Here is a 23,971-nt window from a genome sequence, read left to right as displayed (position 1 = left end):
TGTGACAAACGACTCTTCCGAATCCTCTTCAATTCGTCCCGGCACCGCCGCCCGGGACCAGCCGCTGGGGCTGACGGTCCATGCCCTGCCTGCCATCGACTCGTCTGGGGTGCGTTCGGCTGATACCCGTTCGGGTCGCTGGAAAATGATGCTGGTTCTGCTGGTATGCGCCAGCCCGGTCATCGCTTCCTACTTCGCTTACTACGTGATCAGGCCCGAGGGGCGTCGCAACTTTGGCGAGCTGGTTGATCCGCAGCGTCCCCTGCCTGCCATCGCCACCCAAACGCTTGATGGCAAGGCCGGCCAGCTGACGGCGCTGAAAAACCAGTGGCTGCTGCTGAGCGTGGCCGGCGGCGCCTGTGACGTCCGCTGTGAACAGAACCTGTATTTCCAGCGTCAGCTGCGCGAATCCATGGGCCGCGAAAAAGAGCGCATGGACCGCGTCTGGCTGGTCAACGATGAAGCGCCGGTGCGTGAAGCCTTGCTGCCCGCACTGGCTTTTGCCACCGTGCTGCGCGTCGCTGCGGGCGACGTGGCGCAGTGGCTGGAACCGGCGCCGGGCAAGCGGCTGCAGGACCATATTTACCTGGTCGATCCGCTGGGCAACCTGATGATGCGGTTTCCGGCCGACATGGATGCGGATGCGGCCGCCAAAGCCAAGCGCGACCTGGAGCGTTTGCTGCGTGCTTCCAGCAGCTGGGACAAGGAAGGCAGATAGGTGGTCCCCACGCTCCCCACTTCGTGTGCTTCGCTGCCCCCCGAGGGGGCCGTTGCGCGTGCGGCCCGGCAAAGCCGGTTCCGTAGCCCTGGCTGGCATAGTGCCCCATTACGCATGGCCCTGGCTGGCTCTATTTAGACATGGTTGCGCAAAACCTCTACGACCTGAGCCCGGCCCTGCGCCTGATGATCATGGGCCTGGTGGTGGCGCTCGGGCCGCTGGCCTGGATCTGGGCGCGCAACAAGAACGCTCCCGTGGCCCGGCGGCTGCGGGTGCTGACGCTGGTGACCCTGTTTCTGACCTTTGACCTGGTGATCTTCGGCGCCTTCACCCGGCTGACCGATTCCGGCCTGGGTTGCCCCGACTGGCCCGGCTGCTATGGCAGCGCCAGCCCGGTTGGCGCGCAGCTGCATATCGAGGCCGCCCAAAGCGCCATGCCCAGCGGCCCGGTCACGCATTCCAAGGCCTGGATTGAAATGATTCACCGCTACCTGGCGACCGGCGTGGGCGTGCTGATCCTGACGCTGACGCTGGTGACCTGGATGGCCCGCCGCGAACAGCAGCGCAGCGACAAGCGTGGGGGCCATGTCCTGTCACCTTGGTGGCCCACGGCCACGCTACTCTGGGTGTGCCTGCAGGGCGCATTTGGCGCGCTGACCGTGACGATGAAGCTGTTTCCGGCCATCGTGACGCTGCATCTGCTCGGTGGGCTGGTCCTGCTGGCCTTGCTGCGCGCGCAGGCGGTGCGTTATGCGCAGGCGCAGGAACAAAGCAGGCCGACAGTCCTGAGCACCGCCACGCGCCGTTTTCTGCTGGCCGCATGTGTCCTGCTGGGGGTGCAGATCGCGCTGGGTGGCTGGGTCAGCACCAATTACGCGGTCCTGGCATGCACCGACTTCCCCGGCTGCCAGGGATCATTCTGGCCAGCGATGGATTTCAGCCAGGCTTTCACGCTGTGGCGCGAACTGGGCGCGGGCCATGATGGCGGCTACATCAGCTTTCAGGCGCTGACAGCCATCCACTATGTGCATCGCCTGGCCGCCTATGCGGTATTTATCGTGCTGATGCTGCTGTCGTTCAGCCTGTACAGCGTGCCCGCCCTTCGCCAGCAGGCGCGCTGGCTGGCCGGCTTGACCCTGCTGCAGGTCGCTACCGGCCTGGGCAATGTGGTGCTGGGCTGGCCGCTGCTGGCGGCCGTTGGCCATACCGGCGGTGCTGCCGCGCTGGTCGTCGTGCTCACAGGCATCGTTTTTTCAAGCCGCAAAATGCCTGTGCTGGCCCGTGTGTCCCCAATGAACGCTTCGAGATTGTCCGCATGAATCCCAGTCCTTCGTCTGCCGCTGCTACTCCATCCAGCGTCCGCGCTCCGTCACGCTTCAGCCAGTTTTACGCGCTGACCAAACCACGCGTCGTGCAGCTCATCGTGTTTTGCGCGCTGATCGGCATGGTGCTGGCCGTGCCGGGCGTGCCGACCTGGCTTGATGTCCGGCTCGCCCTCGTCGCCTGTGCAGGCATCTGGCTGGTGGCCGGCGCGGCTGCGGCCTTCAACTGCCTGGTCGAGCAGCAAATTGACGCCAAGATGCGGCGCACCGCCTGGCGACCGACGGCCCGGGGGCAGCTCAGCAACCCCCTGACGCTGGCTTTTTCCGCCGGCCTGTGCGCTTTGGGCTCGTGGATTTTGTATGTATGGGTCAATCCGCTGACCATGTGGCTAACCTTTGCGACTTTTGTCGGCTATGCGGTGGTGTACACCGTGATCCTCAAGCCGCTGACGCCGCAAAACATCGTCATCGGCGGCGCCTCGGGTGCAATGCCGCCGGTGCTGGGCTGGGCCGCCATGACCGGCTCGGTCGGGCCTGAAGCGCTGATTCTGTTCCTGATCATTTTCCTGTGGACGCCGCCGCACTTCTGGGCGCTGGCGCTCTACCGCGTCGAGGACTACCGCAAGGCCGGCCTGCCGATGCTGCCCGTCACCCACGGCAACGAATTCACGCGGCTGCAGGTGTTTTTGTACACCTTGGTGCTGTTTCCCGCTTGTCTGATGCCCTTCATCTTCAAGATGAGCGGCTGGCTGTACCTGGTGGCGGCGGTGCTGCTCAGCATCGGCTTCAGCGGCCATGCCTGGTGCCTGTGGCGCAATTACTCCGATGCGCTGGCACGCAAGACTTTCCGCTTTTCGCTGATTCACCTGTCGGCCTTGTTTGCAGCGCTGCTGCTGGACCACTATCTGTTATGAAAAACAATTTGCCAATGCAACCCGGCCGCCGGCGCGCTGTCAAAACCCTGGCGGCCTTGATGGCGCTGTCGATGTCTGCCGGAGTCCTGACGGGCTGCGCGCCCGACAAGCCCCAGTTCAAGAGCATTGACCTGACCGGCGCCGACTATGCGCAGGGCTTTTCCCTGGCTGACCACAACGGGCAGTTGCGCACGCTCAAGGACTTTGCCGGCAAGGTCGTGGTCGTGTTTTTCGGCTTTACCCAATGTCCCGATGTCTGCCCGACCTCCATGGCCGAGCTGGCCGAAATCAAAAAGCAGCTTGGTGCCGATGGCGACAAGCTGCAGGCCATCTTCATCACCGTGGACCCAGAGCGCGACACGCCCGAGATGCTCAAGGCCTACATGGCCAACTTCGACCCGACCTTCCTGGCGCTGCGGCCCACGCCGGAGCAACTTGCGCAAGTCGCCAGGGATTTCAAGATTTATTACAAAAAAGTCGATGGCAAGACCCAGGGCAGCTACACCATGGACCACTCGGCAGGCAGCTACATCTTTGACCCGCAAGGCCGCGTCCGGCTCTACAGCCGCTACGGTTCGGGCGCCGAAGTGCTGGCTTCCGACATTCGCCTGCTGCTCAAGTCAAGCTGAAAAAAAGCCTGCCACTTTTCAGTGCAGGCTTTGGGGCGGGCAAGTCCGGTATCCACCGGCGGCAGGGTCAGGCGTAGGTCGCCAGAACCTTTTTCATTTTCTTCATCGCCGCCACTTCAATCTGGCGAATGCGCTCGGCGCTGACCTTGTATTCGGCCGCCAGGTCATGCAGCGTCATGCCGCCTGAACCGTCATCGTTCACATTGAGCCAGCGCTCTTCAACAATGCGGCGTGCGCGCGGGTCGAGTTCCTGCAGGGCGGTACTCAGGCCATCGGTCATGAGGTCATCACGCTCGCGCGATTCCATCAGGGCTGTCGGCTCCTGCGCGGCATCGGCCAGGTAGGCAATCGGACCAAAGGCATCATCGCCATCGTCGTTCGGGCTGGGGTCCAGCAGCACGTCGCCGCCGGACATGCGCTGCTCCATCTCGATGACTTCCTCGCGCTTGACGTTCAGCGTCCTGGCCATCGAGTCGATCTGGCTTTCGGTCAGGGTGTCGCGGTGCGTCGCCACGTCGGCGTCGTCCTTGTAGCCCTGCTTCATCGAGCGCAGATTGAAAAACAGCTTGCGCTGGGCCTTGGTCGTGGCGACCTTGACCATGCGCCAGTTTTTGAGGATGTATTCGTGAATTTCGGCCTTGATCCAGTGCATGGCATAGCTCACCAGGCGCACGTTCTGGTCAGGATCAAAGCGCTTGACGGCTTTCATCAGGCCGATGTTGCCTTCCTGGATCAGGTCGCCGTGGGGCAGGCCGTAGCCCAGGTACTTGCGCGAAATCGACACCACCAGCCGCAGGTGAGACAGCACCAGCTTGCCGGCCGAGTCCAGGTCATTGTTCTCTTTGAGCTTTTTGGAAAACTCCTGCTCCTGCTCGAGGGTGAGCATGGGCAGACGGTTGACGGCCGAAATATAAGCGTCCAGATTGCCCAGCGGAGGCACCATGGCCCAAGGGTTGATGGCAGCCACGGCGGTGTTTGACGCAGCAGGCGCAACCGCGACGGACATCATCGACTTGGGGGAAAGGGCATAAGACATCGCAAGACTCCTTTTCTCTAATGCTAAATATTAGCACTCCATCAGAGAGAGTGCCAGGCAATAGGTTCAATGGGTGGAATAGCTAAAGGCTAATTAGCGTTAACCCTGAGATAGGAGCAAGCCTGAACGGTTTTAGTTCAGGGAACTTGGTTTCGGGTTTGTAAAGAAACATGGATTATTAAGGTAAAAATTGCATTTACCGCATATCCTGTATAGATTGTTAGCTATTAAAATAGTAGCTACCAAGCATCCTGAGCAGGGCAGGACACTGCCTGGTTTTCAGGACTGGCGCCTGTTCTCGGGAATTTCGCGCACTTCGACATCGACCACCTGGCCTGAAGCGGCTTTCGCCGAGCCTTGGCGGGACTGGCCCGGCCACATGCCTTGCTGCGAGAACTGCTGGAACCGGGCAAACGCCATGAGGGGCGCGGGTTTGCGGCCGGTGATCAATGATTTGAGCAGGCTCAAGGCAAGGACGGTCATGGCAACCAGCAGCAGGCCGACAGCCAGCACGGCGGCTGACAAACCGAAAACCAGTTTCAAAATAAAACGAAAAACTTGACTCATAGGGTTGGACACGTCGCAATCCTTTAAACCATCCAGATAAAGACGATTAGCCGGTTTTCAACCCCGGCGCATGTCTATCGGTGCTGTTGCTGTTGCCTTACCCCAGCAGCGCCTGCGCAAACTCGCGCGCGTTGAAGGTTTCCAGGTCTTCGAGCTTTTCACCCACGCCAATGAAATACACCGCCACCGGCCGCAAACCCGGCGATGCTTTGGCCCGTTCGCGCGCCCACAGCGCAATGGCCGCCAGCACGCCGCCCTTGGCCGTGCCGTCGAGCTTGGTGACGACCAGGCCGGTCAATTGCAGCGTGTCGTCAAAGGCTTTCACCTGCGCCAGCGCGTTCTGGCCGGTGTTGCCGTCGATCACCAGCAGCACCTCATGCGGCGCGGTGGCGTCGGCTTTCTGCACCACCCGCTTGATCTTGCGCAACTCTTCCATCAGGTGCAGTTGCGTCGGCAGCCGGCCTGCGGTATCGACCAGCACCACATCCTTGCCGCGCGCCTTGCCGGCGGTGACCGCGTCAAAGCTGACCGCCGCCGGGTCACCGTTTTCCTGGCTGACAATCTCGACCGTGTTGCGGTCGGCCCAGACGCTGAGCTGCTCGCGCGCGGCAGCGCGGAAGGTATCGGCCGCCGCCAGCAGCACCGAAGCGCCTTCATTGGCCAGGTGGCGCGTGAGCTTGCCAATCGAGGTGGTCTTGCCCGCGCCGTTGACGCCGGTGACCATGATGACGGTAGGCACGAATTCACCGATCACCAGCGGCCTTTCGAGCGGCTTGAGCAGCACGGTGATGGATTCGATCAGCGCATTCCTGACGGCGACCGGATGCGTCATGCCGCCTTCCTTGACCCGGCGCCTGACATCGGCCAGCAGGTGCTGTGTCGCGCTGACGCCGGTGTCGGCCATCAGCAGCGCGGTTTCCAGGTCTTCGTAGAGCTGCTCGTCGATCTGGCTGCCGGTGAAGACGGTCGAGATGCTGGAGCCGGTCTTGCGCAGGCCTTCCTGCAGCTTGCCGAACCAGCGCTGGCGCTCGGGTGCGACGGCCAGCGCCAGCGCTGTGGGAATGTCGATGGGCGTGACCAGCGCGCTGCCGATCATCGAGCCGCCGTTGCCGGCAGGCTGCTTCAGCGGCGCAGGCGAGGGCGGTGAAGGAAGGGCTGGGCTATCGGACCTGTCGCTGATGGCGGGCACTTCCGGCTGCACTGGCGCATCAGCAGGCGTGGAGGACAGGACGGAGCGTAATTTTTTTTTGAAGAAACTGAACATTGATTGATCTTGTAGAGTCCACCATTCTATGAAACACCCCAAGCCAATTTTCGTCAAGCCCCGAGTATTCCTTTCGATGCGCCTGGCGGGCCGTTTTGCAGCCGCGCTGCCTGCTGCGCTGATGGCCTGCGTCAGCCCTATGGCCTTCGCCCAGGCGCCGATACCCGTGGAGCAATTCACGCTGGCCAACGGCTTGACCGTCATCGTCAAGCCCGACCACCGGGCGCCGACCGTGGCCCACATGCTGTGGGTGCGGGTCGGCTCGATGGACGAGGTCGATGGCACGTCGGGCGTGGCCCATGCGCTGGAGCACATGATGTTCAAGGGAACGCCGAAGGTCAAGGCCGGTGAATTCTCCCGGCGCGTGGCGGCACTGGGCGGCCAGGAAAACGCCTTCACCGGGCGTGACAACACCGGCTACTACCAGCAGATTCCGGCCAGCAGGCTTGAAGACGTGATGCGGTTAGAAGCCGACCGCTTTGCCCACAGCCAGTGGCCTGACGACGAATTCAGGCGCGAAATCGAGGTCGTCAAGGAAGAGCGCCGCATGCGCACCGAGGAGTCGCCCCACGCCATGCTGCATGAGCAGGCCAGCGCCGTCACCTTTCTGGCTTCGCCCTACCGCCGCCCGATTGTGGGCTGGATGAGCGACCTGGACGCGATGACGCCGGGCGACGTGCGCAGCTTCTACCAGCGCTGGTATGTGCCGGCCAACGCCGCGCTGGTGGTGGCCGGCGATGTCGAGGTGGCGCAGGTCAAGAAGCTGGCCGAAAAATACTATGGCGGCATTCCCGCGCGCCCGGTGCCCGAGCGCAAACCGCGCAGCGAACCCGAGCAGGCCGGCTTGCGCCGCATCGATTTGAAGGCGCCGGCCAGCCAGGCTTATGTGAGCATGGCCTTCAAGGTGCCCAAGATCGCGGCGGCCGATCTGGCGCCAGCGCCCGGCGCCGTGTCGCCGACGCTTGCCGCCAGCCGCGACGCCCTGGCGCTGACGGTGCTGTCGGCCGTGCTCGACGGCTACAGCGGCGCCCGGCTGGAACGCTCGCTGGTACAGGGCCAAGGCCAGGCGGGCGGGCGCGTGGCCGACAGCGCTGACGCTTCCAGCGGCCTGTTGGGCCGCGGGCCGCAACTGTTCACGCTCGACGGCGTTCCTGCCGCCGGAAAAACCACGCAGCAGGTGGCCGACGCCCTGCGCCAGCAGGTCGCGCTGGTGGCGCGTGACGGCGTGAGCGAGGCCGAACTCCAGCGCGTCAAGACCCAGTGGGTCGCCAGCGAAACCTACAAGCTCGACTCGGTGTTCAGCCAGGCGCGCGAACTCGGTTCCAACTGGGTCCAGGGCCTGCCGCTGGATGCCGGCGCGCGCCTGATTGCCCAGCTGCGCACGGTGACCGCCGGCGAAGTGCAGGCCGTGGCCGCCAAATACTTCGGCGATGACCAGATGACCCTCTCAACCCTGCTGCCGCAGCCGATGGACCCGAACCGCAAGCCACGCCAGCCGAGCGCTGCGGCCAACGGTGAACTGCATTGAGCCGCGCCCGAAACAGAACGGATTGAAATTCATGATGATTGCTACTAAAAAAATAGCTGCTCGCGCAATAGCAGTATGCGCAACAGGCCTTTTTGTTCATACATTGGCACTGGCGACGATTCCCGTCCAGCACTGGACGCAGGCCAGCGGCGCGCAAGTCTATCTGGTCGAAAGCCCGGCCATCGCCATGGTCGATGTGCAAATAGATTTTGATGCCGGCAGCCGGCGCGACCCGCCCGATCAGATCGGGCTGGCGAGCATGACGGCGGACATGCTTGAAAAAGGCGTGCGGGAAAAGGACGGCGCTGCGGCACTCGATGAAAACGCCCTGGGTGAAGCCTGGGCCGATCTGGGCGCGGACTTTGGCGCCGGCGCTTCGGCCGACCGCATGAGTTTTTCCCTGCGTTCGCTGACCGACCCGGCCCTGCTCGACCAGGCAGTCGCGCTGGCCGCGCGCCAGATTGCCGAGCCGGCGTATCCCGACGTGGTCTGGCAGCGCGAACGCCAGCGCCTGCAGGCCGCGCTCAAGGAGTCCTATACCCGTCCGGGCAGCGTGATTGGCCGGGCCTATGCGCAGGCCGTGTATGGCCAGCATCCGTATGGCTACGAAATGACCGAGGCCACGCTGGCGAACATCAGCGTGGCGGACATGCAGGCCGCGCATGCCGCCGGCGTCGTCGCCTGCCGCGCCCGCATCAGCATGGTCGGCGCCGTCACGCGGGCGCAGGCCGATGCGATGGCTGCGCGCCTGCTGTCGCGCCTGCCCTCGGCGCCGTGCGCCAGCCTGCCATCGTTGCCGGTCGTGCCTGAAGTGGAGCCGCTGGCGCAGGCGCAGGAAAAAATCATCCCGTTTGATTCGGCGCAGGCGCATGTGCTGATCGGCCAGCCCGGCTTCAAACGCGCCGACCCGGACTATTTCCCGCTGACGGTGGGCAACTACATCCTGGGCGGTGGCGGTTTTGTCTCGCGCCTGACCAGTGAAGTGCGCGAAAAACGCGGACTGACCTACGGCATCTCCAGCTCCTTCTCGCCGGGCCTGCATGCCGGCAGCTTCACCGTCGGCCTGCAGACCCGGCCCGACCAGACGGCGCAGGCGGTCCAGATCGCGCGCCAGGTGGTCAGGGACTTCGTGGCCGGCGGACCGACCGAAGCCGAACTGAAGGCAGCGAAAGACAATCTTGTCGGCGGCTTTGCGCTGCGCATCGACAGCAACCGCAAGCTGCTGGGCAATCTGGCCGGCATTGCCTGGAACGGCTTGCCGCTCGACTACCTCGACACCTGGACACGGCAGGTGGAAAAAGTCACCGTGGCCGATGTCAAGGCGGCTTTTGCGCGCAAGCTGCAGCCCGACAAAATGGTGACTGTTATTCTCGGAGTCGCAAAATGAAATACACACCCAAACCCATCGCCCCCGAGCCAGCCGCCAAGCCTTCGGCCAAGGCCAACACCGTCAAGCCCAAGGGCACCGCGCACCTCAAGCCGCCCGGCGAAATCCGCATCATCGGCGGGCAGTACCGGCGCACCAAGCTCACGGTGCCGAATCACCCCGGCTTGCGTCCCACGCCCGACCGCGTGCGCGAAACGCTGTTCAACTGGCTCGGCCAGGATCTGACCGGCTGGCGCTGCGCCGATGTGTTTGCCGGCACCGGCGTGCTGGGTTTCGAGGCCGCTTCGCGCGGCGCCGCCGACGTGCTGCTGTGCGAGCAGGATCCGGGGCTGGTCGTGCAGCTCAAGGCGGTGCAGGCCAGGCTCAAGGCCAGCATGGTGCGGATCGAACGCGGCGACGGGCTGAGCGCGCTCAAACGGCTGGAAGCCGGCAGCATGCAGCTGGTACTGATCGACCCGCCCTTTGACTCCGGCGTGTTCGAAGCGGCGCTCAAGGCCGCTGCCCAGGCGATCAGCCCGGCCGGCCTGGTGTACCTGGAGGCGCCCAAAGCCTGGCAGGACGAGGAATTGCTGCCGCTGGGCCTGAGAATCCACCGCAGCGCCAAGGCCGGCGCGGTGCATTTTCACCTGCTGGTCAAAAGCGAGCCGTTGCCAGAGCCGCTGCCCGCCTGATCCCGGCCCGCCCGAAACGCCCGCATGGCCTTCAGGGTCACGGCCGGGTTTTGGGGTGATAAAAAGTGCGCAAGGGCATAATTCGGCCCATGTCCACTTCCCGCATTGCTGTTTATTCCGGCACCTTTGATCCGTTCACGCTCGGCCACGACGACGTGGTCCGCCGCGCTGCCGGCCTGTTTGACCAGTTGGTCATAGCGGTGGCGGTCGCCCACCATAAAAAAACACTGTTTTCGCTGGATGTGCGCGTCCAGCAAGTGAGAAATGCTACTGAAAACATAGCAAACGTGAGTGTTATGGCGTTTGACGGGCTGATGATGGATTTCTGTGCCGCGCAAAACGCCTGCGCCGTGGTGCGCGGCATCCGCAACCTGACCGACTTTGACTACGAGGCCCAGATGGCCGCCATGAACCGCAAGCTGCGTCCGCAGGTGGAAACCGTGTTCTTGCTGCCCGACGCTCCGCTGGCATGCATCAGCAGCACGCTGGTGCGCGAAATCAGCAAGCTCGGCGGCCAGGTCGGCCAGATGGTGAGTCCGCAAGTTGCGGCTGCGCTGGCTCACGTTCACGAGAAACAAGGAGCTTGACCCCATGGCTTTACTGATCACCGACGACTGCATCAACTGCGACGTGTGCGAGCCCGAATGTCCGAACGAGGCGATTTTCCTGGGCGCCGAAATCTACGAGATCGACCCGAACAAATGCACCGAATGCGTTGGCCATTTTGACGAGCCGCAGTGCGTTCAGGTCTGCCCGGTGGCCTGCATTCCGGTGGATCCACGGCACCGTGAAACCCAGGAAACGCTGTGGCAGAAATACCATCGGCTTCAGTCGGTCATTCCGGTCGTGGTGGCCCGCTGATTCACCCAGTCATCGGTTCCAGTTGCCGAATTATTGCCAAAACAGGCCATTTGCGCACAAGGGACGGGTGCATACAGCTATTAAAACGATAGTAAGCAGAAGTGCTAGAGCAGCTTTGGCGCGCTGTCTGCCGAGGCTGGCCGTGGCGGTTTCGGTCGGGGCGGCTGACTGGTGTGAATCATCATCGTGGCTTTTTCCATCTCGCCCTTGAGCAGTTCGGGCACCGCCTTGAGACAGCGGTCAATGCAGTCCTCAATCGCCACGCGATGCTCCTGCGAAGGCTTTTTCAGTACCCAGTTGATGACTTCGGCCTTGACGCCCGGGTGCCCCACGCCAATCCGCAAGCGCCAGTAGTCCGCCGAACCGAGTTGCGCATGGATGTCGCGCAGGCCGTTGTGCCCCGCATGGCTGCCGCCGAACTTGAGCTTGACCTGGCCGGGAACAATGTCGAGTTCGTCATGCGCCACCAGCACCTCGGCCGGCGAGATTTTGAAAAACCGGGCCAGTGCCGCCACTGATTTTCCCGACAGGTTCATGAAGGTCAGCGGCTTGAGCAGCCACACCGTCTGGCCGTTGACGGTGGTGCGGGCCACCTGGCCGTGGTAGTTCTTGTCCAGGCTGAGCGGCGCCTTCAATTCACGCGACAGCGCATCAATCCACCAAAATCCGGCATTGTGGCGCGTGGCTTCGTACTCGGGACCAGGATTGCCCAGGCCAACAAACAGTTTGATCATGTCGTGTGCAAAAAAGAAAGAGGAGGGCGGGAAAGCGTAGCAGAAGCATCTGGACGCACCCACGCATGAAAAAGGCCCTTAACCTCGTGGAGGATAAGGGCCTTGGGCCACTGCCTGGGCACAACCTGTTCAGGTCAATGCCGCAGCAAGCCGGGAATTACTTCTTGGCGGCAGGCTTGGCTGCAGGCTTGGCGCCGGCCTTGCCCTTTGCAGCCTTGGGGTCAACCACCACAGGAGCGACTTCGACTTCTTCAACGATAGGCGTGACCGACACCATGACCGGATTGACCTGGCCCTTGACAGCGGCTTTCACGCCCTTTGGCAGAACGACGTCCTTGACGTGCAGCGATTTGCCCTTGGTCAGGCCGACCAGGTCCACGGCGATGAAATCGGGAATGTCGGCCGGGAAGCAGGAAACCGTCATCTCGGTCAACACATGGTTGACGAGGCAGTTTTCCGTCTTGACGGCTGGGGATTCTTCTTCGCCGCTGTAGTGCACGGGCACTTTGACGGTCATGCGGGTGCGGGCTTCAACGCGCTGGAAATCGATGTGCTGGACTTGCTGCTTGTACGGGTGCATTTGCAGATCGCGCAGCAGAACCTTGTGTTCCGTGCCGCCCAGTTCCATCTCCAGGATGGAGCCGTGGAAAGCTTCCTTCTTGATGGCGTGCCACAAGGCGTTGTGATCGATTTCGATCAGGATGGGCTCGGCGGTGCCACCATAAACAATACCGGGCGTGCGACCGGTGATGCGGAGACGGCGGCTCGCACCCGTGCCCTGCTTTGCGCGCTCAAAAGCGACGAATTTCATAATTTTCTCCAGAACGGGTGGACCGCGACCAGTTCACCCTGATTTAAAAAGACTGCCCAGGCTGGAAAACTTCGGAAAGTTTGCGTGCTGCGCAGTCAGCTTTTTTGTTTCAGATCAGAACCGGCTGGTCCTGGTCCGAGAACAAACTCATGACCGACTCTCCCTTGGCGATGCGCTGCATGGTTTCAGCGATCAGCGGCGCCACGGAGAGCTGGCGAATTTTTTTGCAAGCCTGTGCATTCGGGTTCAGCGGAATGGTGTTGGTGACCACCACTTCATCGAGCGCGTCACCGTGGGTGATGCGGTCAATGGCCGGTCCCGAAAAAATCGGGTGGGTGCAATAGGCATAAACTTTTTTGGCGCCGCGCTCTTTCAGCACTTCGGCTGCCTTGACCAGCGTGCCGGCGGTGTCGATCATGTCGTCCATGATCACGCAGTTGCGGCCTTCGATGTCGCCAATCACATGCATCACTTCGGACACATTGGCCTTGGGTCGGCGCTTGTCGATGATTGCCATGTCGCAGCCGAGCTGCTTGGCCAGCGCACGGGCACGCACCACGCCGCCGACGTCGGGCGACACCACCATCAGGTCCGTGTACTTTCTCTGGCGCAAGTCGCCGAGCAATATCGGGGAGGCATAAATATTGTCCACCGGGATGTCGAAGAAGCCCTGGATCTGGTCGGCATGCAAATCCATGGTCAGGACACTTGTCACGCCCACGGCTTGCAGCATGTTGGCGACCACTTTGGCCGTGATGGGCACCCGCGCCGAGCGCGGGCGGCGATCCTGCCGGGCATAGCCAAAATAGGGAATGACGGCGGTAATCCGCTCAGCCGAGGCACGCTTGAGGGCATCGACCATGACCAGCAGTTCCATCAGGTTGTCGTTGGTCGGCGCGCAGGTGGACTGGACTACAAACACGTCGCGAGTACGCACGTTTTGCTGGATTTCGACGGTGACTTCACCATCTGAAAACTGTCCTACATGAGCAACGCCCAGTGAGGTGCCAAGGTGTTGGGTAATTTCAGCGGCCATGCTTGGATTGGCATTGCCGGTAAAAACCAGGAAGTCGGGGTGGTGCATTTGCGTATGAAGCCCAGCTGCGGTCGGGCTTGAAAGTGGGTGAAATATTTATTGAAGCAAAATACGCACTGAAAGCAAGGTGCAACGTGGACTTGGCAGTGAGTTCCGTTGCAGTCTTTCAAAACACATAGACCCGCCACTTGCGGGTCTAAAAGAGCCGCATCATGCGGCTCCTGAGTCAACACAGACCCGCATCTGGCGGGTCTGAAAAATTTGGCAGGGGTGGAAGGAGTCGAACCTGCGAATGCCGGAATCAAAATCCGGTGCCTTAACCAACTTGGCGACACCCCTACACAGGACAATTGTTGTTGCCAACAACCAACCTATAAACTGTTGCTTCTAAACTTATTCTCTACAGCCGCTTAGTTTACCAGCAGGCCAGAGGATGCGTTTGCAGATTTTTGCATTTGCGAATTATCCAGTTGCCAGGGGCGGCTGCAAGATCAGCATCATCAAAAATCTGTGCAAATACAGCACTTCCCGAGCCAGTCATGCGTCCCTGAAGCTGTTGCGATTCTAACCAGTCAAGTGACTGACCAATTTGTGGACAAAGCTTCTGCGCTACTGGCTGCAAGTCGTTATGGCCAAATCCAAAAACCGGACCATCTGCATATGCAGCAAAGCCTAGCATTGTAGCAGTCTTAGTGTCGCGTTTCAGTCCAGATGCATTGAAAATATCGGGGGTCGAGACGCCGGCTGCCGGTTTGACCACCACAAACCTCGCCGCCGGCAGTGTGATGGGCGTGATTTGTTCGCCTATTCCTTCTACCCAGGCATGACTTCCAGAGAGGAAAAATGGAACGTCCGCGCCCAGCGACAGTGCGATGGCGCGCAGGTCTTGAGACGGCAGGCGAACTCCCCAAAGGCGCTGCAGCGCCAGCAGGCAACTGGCCGCATCGGACGAGCCGCCGCCCATGCCTGCCTGTGAGGGAATATTTTTTTCAAGGCTGATATGGACACCCAGGGGCGTGCCGCTGGCAGCCTGCAATGCCCGGGCTGCGCGCACGGCCAGATCTTCGGTGGGCAGCGCTTCGGAATTATTTTGCGCAGGGCTGTTCAGGTCGGTGCGGCTGATCTGCCCATCGGTGCGCAGTTCAAAGTGCAGGGTATCGCACCAGTCGATCAGCATGAAAACCGATTGCAGCAGATGGTAGCCGTCGGGCCTGCGGCCGGTGATGTGCAAGAAAAGGTTGAGCTTGGCCGGGGCCGGGACGTCGTACAGCGCCTTGAGCGGCCGGGAAGAAGCAATAGGGCGTGTCACGCTTGAAGCATTCAGAAAAACTGTGAAATCAGGCCGGCAAGGTTTTATTGATCCAGCACGACACGAAGATCAGCCTGGGGCGCGGGTTGCGTTCTTCTGGCGGAAATCCGGCCTTCGCCTTGCCGCGACAGGTCGGCAGACCAGCCGCTGACATTCGCGTCGTCACCCTGCAGCCAGGCAAACAGCGCATTCAGCGGCACCGCAGCGCCCGTGGCTTGCGCCATCAGGGCATCGACGGAGTCAAAGCGCTGAATTTTCTGGTTTCCTGAATCCAGTTCCGCTTCGCCCGGTGACCAGCGCAGGACGCCAAGCACATTTCCCAGCGGACTGATCAGGGTCAGTTCACCGCGCTCGGACCTGCCTTTAAGCTCAAAACCGGCAGTGAAGGACTGCTCTGGCTCGCTTTTCACCAACAGGCTGATGCGCCCTGTCCATAACTCTTTTTTTATATCGTTTAGTGCTTTTCCGCTTGTTGGATGGGCACAACCAGCTATTAAAAAAGTAGCAAGCAGGGATGCGTGAAGAAGATAGCGGCGCAGTCGGTCGGTGAAGTGCAAAGTGGTTCCAATTTACGGCTTGACATTGAGGCGTTTGAGCGTCTCAAGCAGGGTTTCGTTGTCGGCATTGAGGAGCAGACCTTCTTTCCAGATTGCCAGGGCGCGGTCGCGCTGGCCCAGGCTCAACAGCACTTCACCGAAATGCGCGGCAATCTCGGCATCGGGCTTGGCCTTGTAGGCAGCCTCGAAAATTTGCGCCGCTTCCAGCTTGTTGCCCATGCGAAATTCAACCCAGCCCAGGCTGTCCTTGATGAACGGGTCGGCCGGCGCATGCTCAATCGCCTTGCGAATCAGTTCACGCGCTTCGGGCAGGCGCACATTGCGATCGGCCAGTGAATAGCCCAGGGCGTTGTAGGCGTGGTGATAGTCGGGCTTGAGCAGGATGATCTGGCGCAGCAGGCGCTCCATCTCGTCGAGCGAGCCGAGCTTTTCAGCCACCATTGATTGCTCGTAAAGCAGGTCGGTGTCTTCTGGTGCCTTTGCCAGCGCCTGGGCCAGCAGGTCATGGGCCTGGCGGTATTGCTTGAACTCCCGCAGCAAACCGACTTCGGCATTGAGTTTCAGGCGGGCTTCCTCGGGCGTGCGTTCGGGCAATTGGCGAATCAGGCGCCGGCCTTCCTCCAGCTTGCCCTGGCTGGCCAGAATCGAGGCGCGGCGGGTTTGCGCCTGCGCCAGTTCCGAAGAGTTTTCAATCTTGTTGAGCCAGTTTTCCGCCGCAGCGTAGTCCTTGCGCTTTTCGGCCAGTTGCGAAAGCGAGAGATAGGCCTGGGCCAGACCGGGGTTGCGTTCGGTCTGTGGGGTTTGCTGGGCCAGCGCGATATAGCGTTCCAGCGAAGCCTGCGACAGGGCAGGCTGGTTGTCCTGCAACTGCAGTGAGCCCAGCACCAGCCAGCCTTCCGGGTAGTCGGGCTTGTCACGCGTGACAATTTTCAGTTGTGCAGTGGCTTCGGCATAGCGCTGTGCGTCAAGCAGCACCCGGGCATAAGCCATGCGGATTTCAGGCAGCGCCTTGGACGTGCTTTCACGGTCATTAAGGTAGTTGTTGACCAGCACTTCTGCTTCAGGCCGTTTCGGGTCCATCAATTCCAGCGCCACCACGGCCGGGCCTTCCGCACGCGGGTCGGCGGCCTGGCCGCGCCTGGCGGCCTCAAGGGCGCCTTCCCTGTCGTCCGCAGCCAGTCGCATGCGTCCGGCCGTGGTCCAGGCTGCGCTGGCGGTGGCGGGATCCGCCAGGTAGTCGGCGAGCGCGGATTCCACCACGCTGGCTGCCAGTTTGCGGTCACTGGCACGGGCATAGGCGCGCGGCGCGGCCGTGAGTACCGCGACGCGCTCTGTATCGGACGCCATCCTGATCTCCGTCTTCAAGGGCTCCAGCGTGTCGGCGATGCGGTTCAGTGCAATCAGGATCTGCAGCACATAGCGGTTGGCTTCACGCGAAGCGGGCAGCTGTTGTTTCCAGGCGAGCGCCGCCTGCAGTGCGGCGTCCCCCGAGCGTGCCTGCAGGGCGATATCGGTGGCCCGCTGATACAGCTGGGCATCGCCGGTTTTTCGGGCGGCGTCCAGCATCAAGGCAAAGCCTGCCGCAGGTTCACCTTCCTGGGCGGTGATTTCGCCGACCAGCAATTCATAAAACAGTTCGCTGTCGAGCAACGACAGCGGCGCGGAGTCCTGCGCCGCCTTGGCCTGGGCGAGTCCCGAAGTCTCGGCAGGTTTGACAGGGGCAGGGGATTCAGGCATCGCGGCCTGCGCCAGTACCAGCGGAGCGGCAAGCCACAGGCAGGCAAATGCAAGGCCAAGTTTTTTCTTCATCGGACCATGATAATTGAAGCTTCCGCACGATGCTTTGTGTTTGTCATACACCTTGTACCGAACTGGCGGCCTCTTGCGCATAAGTTTGCACGCCCCATCTATTGCCTGAAAAGTTTTTACATCCATGCCTGAACTGCCCGAAGTTGAAGTAACCCGCCTGAGCTTTGCCGAGCGCATTGCGGGTGCCCGCATCGAGGCCGTTCTGGTGGGAAAACCCCTGCGCTGGCCGCTGGGCTGCGAGACGCAGCAGTTGCAGGGCCAGCGCGTCCTGGCCGTGCGCCGCCGGGGCAAATACCTGTTGCTCGACCTGAGCGAAGGCTTGCTGCTGATGCATCTGGGCATGTCGGGCAGCGTGAGTTTTGGCCTGAACCTGCCTGCCGCAGGCAAGCATGACCACTTTGACATGGTGACCAGCCTGGGCACCTTGCGCCTGCATGACCCACGGCGTTTCGGGGCCGTGGTGTACGCCAGCGGTGAAGACGACGCGGTGGCGAAAAAGCTGCTGGGCCGGCTGGGTGTGGAGCCGCTGAGCGAGGCATTTGACGCGCTTGTGTTTCATCAGTTGCTGAAAGGGCGCAAGACCGCGATCAAGCCACTTTTGCTGGCGGGCCAGGCCGTCGTCGGCGTCGGAAACATTTATGCCTCGGAAGCCTTGTTTCTGGCGGGTATTCGTCCCACCACCAAAGCATCGCTGATCAGCAAGCCGCGCGCTGCCCGGCTTCACCGTGCCATTCAGGACGTGTTGACGAATGCGGTGGCCAAGGGCGGCAGCACGCTGAGGGATTTTTCCAATGCCGATGGCGAGGCGGGTCATTTTCAGCTTGAAGCGATGGTCTATGACCGGGCCGGTTTGCCATGCAAGGTGTGCGCCGCGCCGATCAGAAGTATGCGGCAGGGCCAGCGTTCCACCTTTTATTGCGCCACCTGCCAGAAACCCTGAGCTTTTCAGGCTTGTAACAGGGGCCAGTGCTATATTGCCCTGATAACTTTTATGACGGCAGCGCATGTCTTTCAACGAACAATTTGATCAGCACGGCACCTGGCGGCGCGAGTTTGCATTGCGCCTGAAATCGCTGGCTCAATGGATGAAAGAGCATGACCTGCTCAATGCGGCGGTTGAAGAGCGGCTGCAGCGGCTGGAATCGCATGTACGTGCCGACAAGGTCATGGTGGCTTTCGTGGCGGAGTTTTCGCGCGGAAAATCCGAACTGATCAACGCTATTTTCTTTGCCGGTTATGGGCGCCGCATCATGCCCGCAAGTGCCGGCCGAACCACCATGTGCCCGACCGAACTGGGCTATGACGCAGCTATCGCGCCCTGTTTACGTCTGTTGCCGATTGAAACGCGCCTGCAGCCGCAGGCGCTGATGGAGTGGCGCCTCGTTCCGGACAAATGGCTGCAGATTGACCTGGATGTGAACGATCCGGCGCAACTGGCCCAGGCGCTGCAGAAGGTGGCCGAGGTGCAGCATGTGTCCCTGGACGGTGCCCGCGCGCTCGGTTTCTGGAATGACAGCAGTCCTGAAGACAATCCCCTGGCCGGGCCCGATGGTCTGATCGAGGTGCCGAAATGGCGCCATGCGCTGATCAATATCGCGCATCCGCTGCTCAAGCAGGGGCTGGTGATTCTGGACACACCCGGACTGAATGCGATTGGCGCAGAGCCTGAACTGACGGTCAGCCTGATTCCGCAGGCGCATGCGGTGGTGTTTATCCTGGCAGCCGACACGGGTGTGACCAAATCCGATCTTTCGATCTGGCGCGAGCACCTGATCCGTGGCGGCGAAGGGCGCGATACCCGGCTGGTGGTGCTCAACAAGATTGATACCTTGTGGGACGCCTTGAGCACGCCCGAACAGGTTCAGGCGCAAATTGACAGGCAAAGAGCAACGTCGGCCAATATCCTGGGCCTGCCGCTCTCGCATGTCATTCCTGTATCTGCACAAAAGGGGTTGGTGGCCAAAGTGACTGGCGACCAGGCACTTTTGCAGGCCAGCCAGTTGCCTGCGCTTGAACGGGTGCTGGGGCGGGGCGTGATGGGCCAGCGCCAGAAAATCCTGCGGACGGCAGTCGCCGCCGGCATTGGCGAACTCAAAAACGAGGCCGGACGTGCGCTGAACATGCGCCGCCGCGATCAGGCCGAGCAAATGCTGGAGTTGCGCGGCCTGAAGGGCAAAAACATCTCGGTCATCAAGCATATGCGCAACCGCATCGAGCAAGAGCAGGCTGAGTTTGCCAGCAGCGGCGCCAAGATACATGCGGTTCGCTCGGTGCATGGTGTTTTGCTGGGCGACCTCGTCAATTTGCTCAGCGTGCCCACGCTCAAGGTCGAACTGGCCGAATTGACCACAGCGCTCAAGCAGTCTGGCATCAAGCTGCGGTTGAAAAAAACCTACGGCCAGACTTTTTCGCGGCTGCGCGAAGGCCTGCAAAAGGGACAAGTGCTGACGGGTGAAATCGAGTCCATGCTGGACTCGGCCTTTCGGCAGATCAATGCTGAATTCGGTTTTTCGCTGCAGGTGCCCCAGGCACCCGATATGGCCCGGTGGGTGCAGGATCTGGACCTGATTGAGCGCAGCCATCTGCAGTATCTCGGTCTGGGCAATGTGATCCGGCTCGCGCAGGCAGATTTTTCCGAGCGCCTGGTTCGCGCGCTGAGCAACCGCTTGCGTGTGGTTTTTGAGTCGGCACTGGGTGAAGTGGAACTCTGGAACAAGTCGGCATCCGCGCAACTTGATGCGCAACTGCGCGAGCGGCGACGCAATTTCGCACGGCGGCTGGAAGCGGTTGAGCGGATCCAGCAGGCCGCCTCCAGCCTGGATGAGCGGATTACTGAAATTGATGACCAGGAAATCCGGCTCAAAGGACTGGAAGCCAAACTCGCGGAGTTGACCGCGCGCCTTCTGGACTTGCGTCCCCTGCCTTTTGCATCGCAAGAACCGGCTGTTAATCCCGCCGCAGCCTTGGCCGAATCGGCCTGATGCCGAACGAATCAAACCATGGCGACGTGCTTCAGGCAGGCAGCCAGCCCATGCTGAAATCCTTCCCCCCTTCACTATTCGCCAATGAAATCGTGCGCTGGCAGCAGAGCCATGGGCGCAACAGCCTGCCTTGGCAAAACACACGCGATCCTTACCGGGTCTGGCTGTCGGAAATCATGCTCCAGCAGACCCAGGTCGCCACGGTGCTGGCGTATTACGACCGATTTGTGCAGCGCTTTCCCACGGTCAGCGACCTGGCCGCTGCGACGCAGGACGAGGTGATGGCCTTGTGGGGCGGGCTGGGCTACTACAGCCGCGCACGCAACCTGCATCGCTGCGCGCAAGATGTGATGGCGCTGCATGCCGGGCAGTTTCCACGCTCGGCGGAGCAGTTGCAGACCTTGCCTGGCATCGGCCGTTCGACCGCTGCGGCCATCGCTTCATTCTGCTTTGGAGAGCGGGTTGCGATCCTCGACGGGAACGTCAAACGGGTGCTCACGCGGGCGCTTGGTTTTTCTGGCGATCTGGCGCAAAGCGCCAATGAGCGTGCGCTCTGGAATCAAGCCACAGACCTGCTTCCCCATGAAAATCTGGCCCAAGCCATGCCGCGTTACACCCAGGGGCTGATGGACCTCGGCGCCACGATCTGCACGGGCCGGCAGCCAAAATGCCTGCTGTGTCCGGTGCAGGCGCTGTGCCGTGGACGGGCAGAGGGGCAGCCTGAGAAATACCCGGTCAAGACCCGAAAACTCAAGCGCAGCACCCAGGCGCTGAGCCTGTTGTGGGCACAAAAGCCCGACGGTTCGGTATGGCTCGAAAAGCGCCCTGCGACAGGCATCTGGAGCGGCCTTTATTGCCTGCCCGTGTTTGAAAGCGATGCCGAACTCAGGGCGCTCGTACCGGAAAGCCTTGAAGGCCGGATGGAAGCGCTGCCAGCATTTGTCCATGTCCTGACGCACAAGGATTTGTGCCTGTCGCCGTGGATCGCCGGTTTCCAGGCTGATCAGGCCATGCCCGAAACAATGGTTTCAGAGGGCCGTCCGGCGGCATGGTTCGGCCCGGCAGCATGGCCGGAGCTGGGCCTGCCTGCGCCCATTCGCAAGCTGCTGGTGCGGGATGCGCCGGGCCTGGCGGGCAATGATGAGCCGGTCTGATCAGCCGGCTTCGAGTTCGCGGTGCCGTTTCAGGGTCGGCCAATCCTTGCCAAAGGCTGCCGCCAGCGCTTCAACCAGGTAAACCGAACGGTGCTGGCCGCCGGTGCAGCCCACCGCCACCGTGACGTAACTGCGGTGATCACGCACCAGCGCCTGCAGCCAGTGGCTGAGGAATTGCTCGATGTGCCTGAACATGTCGTCCACTTCTGAATGGGCCTTCAGGAAGTCGGCAACCGGCTGGTCGAGTCCGGTCTGATGCCGCAGGTCTGCCTCGTAATGAGGGTTGGGAAGCATGCGCACATCAAATACGTAATCGGCATCGAGCGGCACGCCGCGCTTGAAGGCAAACGACTCAAACACCAGCGTCAACTGGCGGCTCGGGTTTTGCAGCAGTGATTTCACGTAGCCCTGCAACTGCGCCGCGCGGATCATGCTGGTATCAATGACGTGCGCCTGCTCGCGCATTTCGCCCAGCAGATTGCGTTCCAGTTCGATGGCATCGACCAGTGCCCGGTGCTGGTCGGTGGCATCTATTCTTGACAGTGGATGAAGCCGCCGTGTTTCTGAAAAGCGCCGAACCAGAGTGTCGGTATTGGCATCCAGGAAAAGTGATTGCACGGCCATGCCTTGCGCCTTCAACTCCCGGAGCTGCTCCGGCACCAGCGGCAGGGACGTGGCGCTTCTGACATCCATCGCAATGGCGAGCTTGGGCGCGTTGTGCGGCCGCTTCAACGCAACAAACGATGACAGCAACTCCGGCGGAAGGTTGTCCACGCAGTAGTAGCCTGCATCTTCAAGCGCATGCAGCGCCACCGACTTTCCAGAGCCCGACATTCCGGTGATGAGGATCATTTCCATGGCTGGAACCCTTGAACGCCTGACGAGGGCCATTGGGCTTTGATGCGGTCATTGCTGCAGGGCATTTGTGAGTAATCCAGAAGACGAATGGTCATGCTCCTGATGGTATCAAGAAGGGATGAATGAAATATTGTTTTCGAGGCAGTGCCCGGTGTTATCCAGCGTGAGCCAGCATTTCCCTGGCATGCGCAAGCGTGGTGCCGGAAAGCCGCTCGCCGCCCAGCATGCGGGCAATTTCGGTCACGCGTTGCTCACCGTCCATCTGGGTCACGGTGCTCAAGGCAGTGCCCCGTTCCGTTCGTTTGGCAACCACCAGATGATGATCGGCAAAAGCGGCGACCTGGGGTAAATGCGTCACCGCCATGACCTGCCGGTCCCGGCCCAGTTGCCGCATCAACCGGCCGACAGTTTCAGCCACGGCGCCGCCCACGCCGGAATCCACCTCGTCAAAAATCAAGGTTTGCGCCTGCCCCAACTGGCTGGTGGTCACGGCAATGGCCAGCGCAATGCGGGACAGCTCGCCGCCCGAGGCCACCTTGGCCACCGGCCTGGGCGTGCTGCCGCTGTGGCCGGCAACCAGAAATTCAGCCTGTTCAAGCCCATGCTGGGCCGGCTGCTCCAGCGGCGTGAGGACGACTTCAAACCTGCCGCCCTGCATGCCCAGGCCCTGCATGGCCTGGGTTATGGCTTTGGCAAGCAGGGGCGCGGACTGGCTGCGCAAGCCGGAAATCCGGGTGGCCTCTTTCAGATAGGCGGCCTTGGCCTGGGACTCCTTTTTCTCAAGCTGGACCAGATCAGCCGCTTCATCGAGCGCTTGCAACTCGGACTGCCAGGAGGCCAGCAATTCAGGCAGATCGGCCGGCGGACGCTTGTAGCGGCGCGCCAGGCCAACCCATTGGGCCAGACGCTCGTCCAGTTCGGCCAGCCGCTGCGGCTCCAGTTCGGCATGCCGGGCATAACCGCGCAAGGTATGCACCGCATCCTCCATTTGTGCCAGTGCAGTGTTCAAAAGCTCTGTCAGCGCTTTGAATTCGGGCTCGATGTGCTCCTGATTTTGTAGTGTATTAATGGCGCGGCCGAGCAGGCTAGTGGCATTGTCATCGGCTTCCTGCAAGGCATCGACTGCAGTTTGCACGGCCTCGCGCAAAGCCTGGATATTGGACAGGCGACCATGCTGGGCATTGAGTTCTTCCCATTCATGGACGCCAGGCGCCAGCTTCCCCAACTCGCCGATTTGCCAGGCCAGCCGTTCACGGTCGCGCTGCAGGCTGTCCTGGGCGCCTTGCGCCTGGGTCAGGGTGTTCTGGGCCAGACGCCACTCCTGCCAGCGCAGGGACAGCGTTTCGGTGGCGACATTTGCATAGGAGTCCAGCAGGCCACGAACGGCTTCAGGACGCGTCAGGCTTTGCCAGGCATGCTGGCCATGAATATCGACCAGTTGGCTGGCGATGTCCCTGAGCTGGGTGGCCGTGACCGCACTGCCGTTGATCCAGGCCCGGCTCTTGCCCTGCGCATCAATCGTGCGGCGCAGCAACAGGGTTTCACCCGATTCAAGGCCAGCCTGTTCCAGCCAGGGCGCGAGGCGGGCAGCGTTGTCGAATTCCGCGCTGATCTCGCAGCGCCCGGCGCCTTCGCGCACCACGCCTGCGTCGGAGCGTGCGCCCAGAACCAGTTGCAGGGCGCCAATCAATATGGATTTGCCGGCGCCGGTTTCGCCGGTGAGCACCGTGAATCCTTGCGACAAGTCCAGGTCCATTTCGTGGACGATCACGAAGTCGCGCAGGGCAATGCTTTTAAGGCTCATAACTCGGTCCAGATCGGGCCC

The 23,971-nt window shown here is 61.6% G+C and carries 23 protein-coding genes and 1 tRNA gene; 12 read left to right on the top strand and 12 right to left on the bottom strand.

The window, feature by feature from the left end:
• Position 1: 1 nt before the first annotated feature.
• The 4 genes from ABLV49_RS16455 to ABLV49_RS16440 all read left to right on the top strand — a co-directional run bounded on the left by ABLV49_RS16455 (position 2) and on the right by ABLV49_RS16440 (position 3,583).
• Positions 2 to 718: a hypothetical protein gene (locus ABLV49_RS16455; RefSeq protein WP_083758017.1), complete on the top strand. Its 717-nt coding sequence runs from the start codon at positions 2 to 4 to the stop codon at positions 716 to 718.
• A 140-nt stretch (positions 719 to 858) separates the two neighbouring features.
• On the top strand, positions 859 to 2,037 hold the full coding sequence (locus ABLV49_RS16450; RefSeq protein WP_349278098.1) for a COX15/CtaA family protein: 1,179 nt from the start codon (positions 859 to 861) through the stop codon (positions 2,035 to 2,037).
• Positions 2,034 to 2,954 carry a heme o synthase gene (cyoE, locus tag ABLV49_RS16445; RefSeq protein ID WP_349278096.1) on the top strand — a complete coding sequence of 307 codons (921 nt, stop codon included), beginning with the start codon at positions 2,034 to 2,036 and terminating at the stop codon, positions 2,952 to 2,954. The genes ABLV49_RS16450 and cyoE overlap by 4 nt, the downstream gene beginning before the upstream one ends.
• Before the next feature lie 59 nt (positions 2,955 to 3,013).
• A complete protein-coding gene (locus ABLV49_RS16440) occupies positions 3,014 to 3,583 on the top strand; it encodes an SCO family protein (RefSeq protein ID WP_415838083.1) in 570 nt (189 codons plus the stop codon).
• A 67-nt stretch (positions 3,584 to 3,650) separates the two neighbouring features.
• On the opposite strand, the gene rpoH is transcribed toward ABLV49_RS16440, so the two are convergent.
• The 3 genes from rpoH to ftsY form a co-directional block, all read right to left on the bottom strand.
• On the bottom strand, positions 3,651 to 4,589 hold the full coding sequence (gene rpoH / locus ABLV49_RS16435) for an RNA polymerase sigma factor RpoH (protein WP_041376996.1): 939 nt from the start codon (positions 4,587 to 4,589) through the stop codon (positions 3,651 to 3,653).
• 309 nt (positions 4,590 to 4,898) lie between these two features.
• Positions 4,899 to 5,186, bottom strand: a complete 288-nt coding sequence (locus ABLV49_RS16430; protein ID WP_349278093.1) for a hypothetical protein — start codon at positions 5,184 to 5,186, stop codon at positions 4,899 to 4,901.
• Positions 5,187 to 5,283: 97 nt separating this feature from the next.
• Complete coding sequence (gene ftsY, locus ABLV49_RS16425; protein WP_349278091.1) at positions 5,284 to 6,450, bottom strand: signal recognition particle-docking protein FtsY; 1,167 nt, start codon at positions 6,448 to 6,450, stop codon at positions 5,284 to 5,286.
• A 28-nt stretch (positions 6,451 to 6,478) separates the two neighbouring features.
• Between ftsY and ABLV49_RS16420 the strand changes: the two genes are divergently transcribed.
• The 5 genes from ABLV49_RS16420 (at position 6,479) to ABLV49_RS16400 (ending at position 10,897) form a co-directional block, all read left to right on the top strand.
• The gene (locus ABLV49_RS16420; RefSeq protein ID WP_415838078.1) at positions 6,479 to 7,978 is read left to right on the top strand and encodes a M16 family metallopeptidase; all 1,500 of its coding nucleotides are present in this window, start codon (positions 6,479 to 6,481) and stop codon (positions 7,976 to 7,978) included.
• 31 nt (positions 7,979 to 8,009) lie between these two features.
• Complete coding sequence (locus tag ABLV49_RS16415; protein ID WP_349278089.1) at positions 8,010 to 9,365, top strand: M16 family metallopeptidase; 1,356 nt, start codon at positions 8,010 to 8,012, stop codon at positions 9,363 to 9,365.
• On the top strand, positions 9,362 to 10,036 hold the full coding sequence (gene rsmD / locus ABLV49_RS16410; protein WP_349278087.1) for a 16S rRNA (guanine(966)-N(2))-methyltransferase RsmD: 675 nt from the start codon (positions 9,362 to 9,364) through the stop codon (positions 10,034 to 10,036). Before ABLV49_RS16415 ends, rsmD begins: the two co-directional genes overlap by 4 nt.
• A gap of 89 nt (positions 10,037 to 10,125) precedes the next feature.
• Complete coding sequence (gene coaD, locus ABLV49_RS16405; RefSeq protein WP_349278085.1) at positions 10,126 to 10,623, top strand: pantetheine-phosphate adenylyltransferase; 498 nt, start codon at positions 10,126 to 10,128, stop codon at positions 10,621 to 10,623.
• 4 nt (positions 10,624 to 10,627) lie between these two features.
• Positions 10,628 to 10,897 (top strand): YfhL family 4Fe-4S dicluster ferredoxin, encoded by a 270-nt coding sequence (locus ABLV49_RS16400; RefSeq protein WP_349278083.1) that lies wholly within the window; start codon positions 10,628 to 10,630, stop codon positions 10,895 to 10,897.
• Between the two features lie 104 nt (positions 10,898 to 11,001).
• On the opposite strand, the gene pth is transcribed toward ABLV49_RS16400, so the two are convergent.
• From pth to ABLV49_RS16365, 7 genes are all read right to left on the bottom strand, one after another.
• On the bottom strand, positions 11,002 to 11,631 hold the full coding sequence (pth, locus tag ABLV49_RS16395; RefSeq protein WP_349278081.1) for an aminoacyl-tRNA hydrolase: 630 nt from the start codon (positions 11,629 to 11,631) through the stop codon (positions 11,002 to 11,004).
• Positions 11,632 to 11,788: 157 nt separating this feature from the next.
• Positions 11,789 to 12,442, bottom strand: a complete 654-nt coding sequence (locus ABLV49_RS16390; protein WP_349278079.1) for a 50S ribosomal protein L25/general stress protein Ctc — start codon at positions 12,440 to 12,442, stop codon at positions 11,789 to 11,791.
• 109 nt (positions 12,443 to 12,551) lie between these two features.
• The gene (locus ABLV49_RS16385; RefSeq protein WP_349278077.1) at positions 12,552 to 13,526 is read right to left on the bottom strand and encodes a ribose-phosphate pyrophosphokinase; all 975 of its coding nucleotides are present in this window, start codon (positions 13,524 to 13,526) and stop codon (positions 12,552 to 12,554) included.
• 214 nt (positions 13,527 to 13,740) lie between these two features.
• Positions 13,741 to 13,817, bottom strand: a tRNA-Gln gene (locus ABLV49_RS16380).
• 76 nt (positions 13,818 to 13,893) lie between these two features.
• Entirely contained in the window at positions 13,894 to 14,787 is an 894-nt protein-coding gene (locus ABLV49_RS16375) for a 4-(cytidine 5'-diphospho)-2-C-methyl-D-erythritol kinase (protein WP_349278075.1), read from the bottom strand.
• Between the two features lie 44 nt (positions 14,788 to 14,831).
• Positions 14,832 to 15,344, bottom strand: a complete 513-nt coding sequence (locus ABLV49_RS16370; protein WP_349278073.1) for an outer membrane lipoprotein LolB — start codon at positions 15,342 to 15,344, stop codon at positions 14,832 to 14,834.
• A gap of 12 nt (positions 15,345 to 15,356) precedes the next feature.
• A complete protein-coding gene (locus ABLV49_RS16365; RefSeq protein ID WP_349278071.1) occupies positions 15,357 to 17,153 on the bottom strand; it encodes a tetratricopeptide repeat protein in 1,797 nt (598 codons plus the stop codon).
• A gap of 124 nt (positions 17,154 to 17,277) precedes the next feature.
• On the opposite strand from ABLV49_RS16365, the gene mutM reads away from it, so the two are divergent.
• The 3 genes from mutM (at position 17,278) to mutY (ending at position 21,288) form a co-directional block, all read left to right on the top strand.
• Positions 17,278 to 18,093 (top strand): bifunctional DNA-formamidopyrimidine glycosylase/DNA-(apurinic or apyrimidinic site) lyase, encoded by an 816-nt coding sequence (gene mutM, locus ABLV49_RS16360; protein WP_349278069.1) that lies wholly within the window; start codon positions 17,278 to 17,280, stop codon positions 18,091 to 18,093.
• Positions 18,094 to 18,157: 64 nt separating this feature from the next.
• Positions 18,158 to 20,134, top strand: coding sequence for a dynamin family protein (locus ABLV49_RS16355; RefSeq protein WP_349278067.1), 1,977 nt, complete (start codon positions 18,158 to 18,160; stop codon positions 20,132 to 20,134).
• 50 nt (positions 20,135 to 20,184) lie between these two features.
• Positions 20,185 to 21,288 (top strand): A/G-specific adenine glycosylase, encoded by a 1,104-nt coding sequence (mutY, locus tag ABLV49_RS16350; protein WP_349281754.1) that lies wholly within the window; start codon positions 20,185 to 20,187, stop codon positions 21,286 to 21,288.
• Here mutY and rapZ read toward each other — a convergent pair whose 3' ends face one another.
• Both rapZ and recN read right to left on the bottom strand, forming a co-directional pair.
• On the bottom strand, positions 21,289 to 22,146 hold the full coding sequence (rapZ, locus tag ABLV49_RS16345) for an RNase adapter RapZ (RefSeq protein ID WP_349278065.1): 858 nt from the start codon (positions 22,144 to 22,146) through the stop codon (positions 21,289 to 21,291).
• Between the two features lie 154 nt (positions 22,147 to 22,300).
• Entirely contained in the window at positions 22,301 to 23,950 is a 1,650-nt protein-coding gene (gene recN, locus ABLV49_RS16340) for a DNA repair protein RecN (protein WP_349278064.1), read from the bottom strand.
• Between the last annotated feature and the right edge of the window lie 21 nt (positions 23,951 to 23,971).

This window comes from Polaromonas hydrogenivorans, from assembly GCF_040105105.1.
GTDB lineage: Bacteria > Pseudomonadota > Gammaproteobacteria > Burkholderiales > Burkholderiaceae_C > Polaromonas > Polaromonas hydrogenivorans.
Note: the sequence above shows the minus strand (reverse complement) of the source record. Positions and strands in the feature narration are given on the sequence as shown.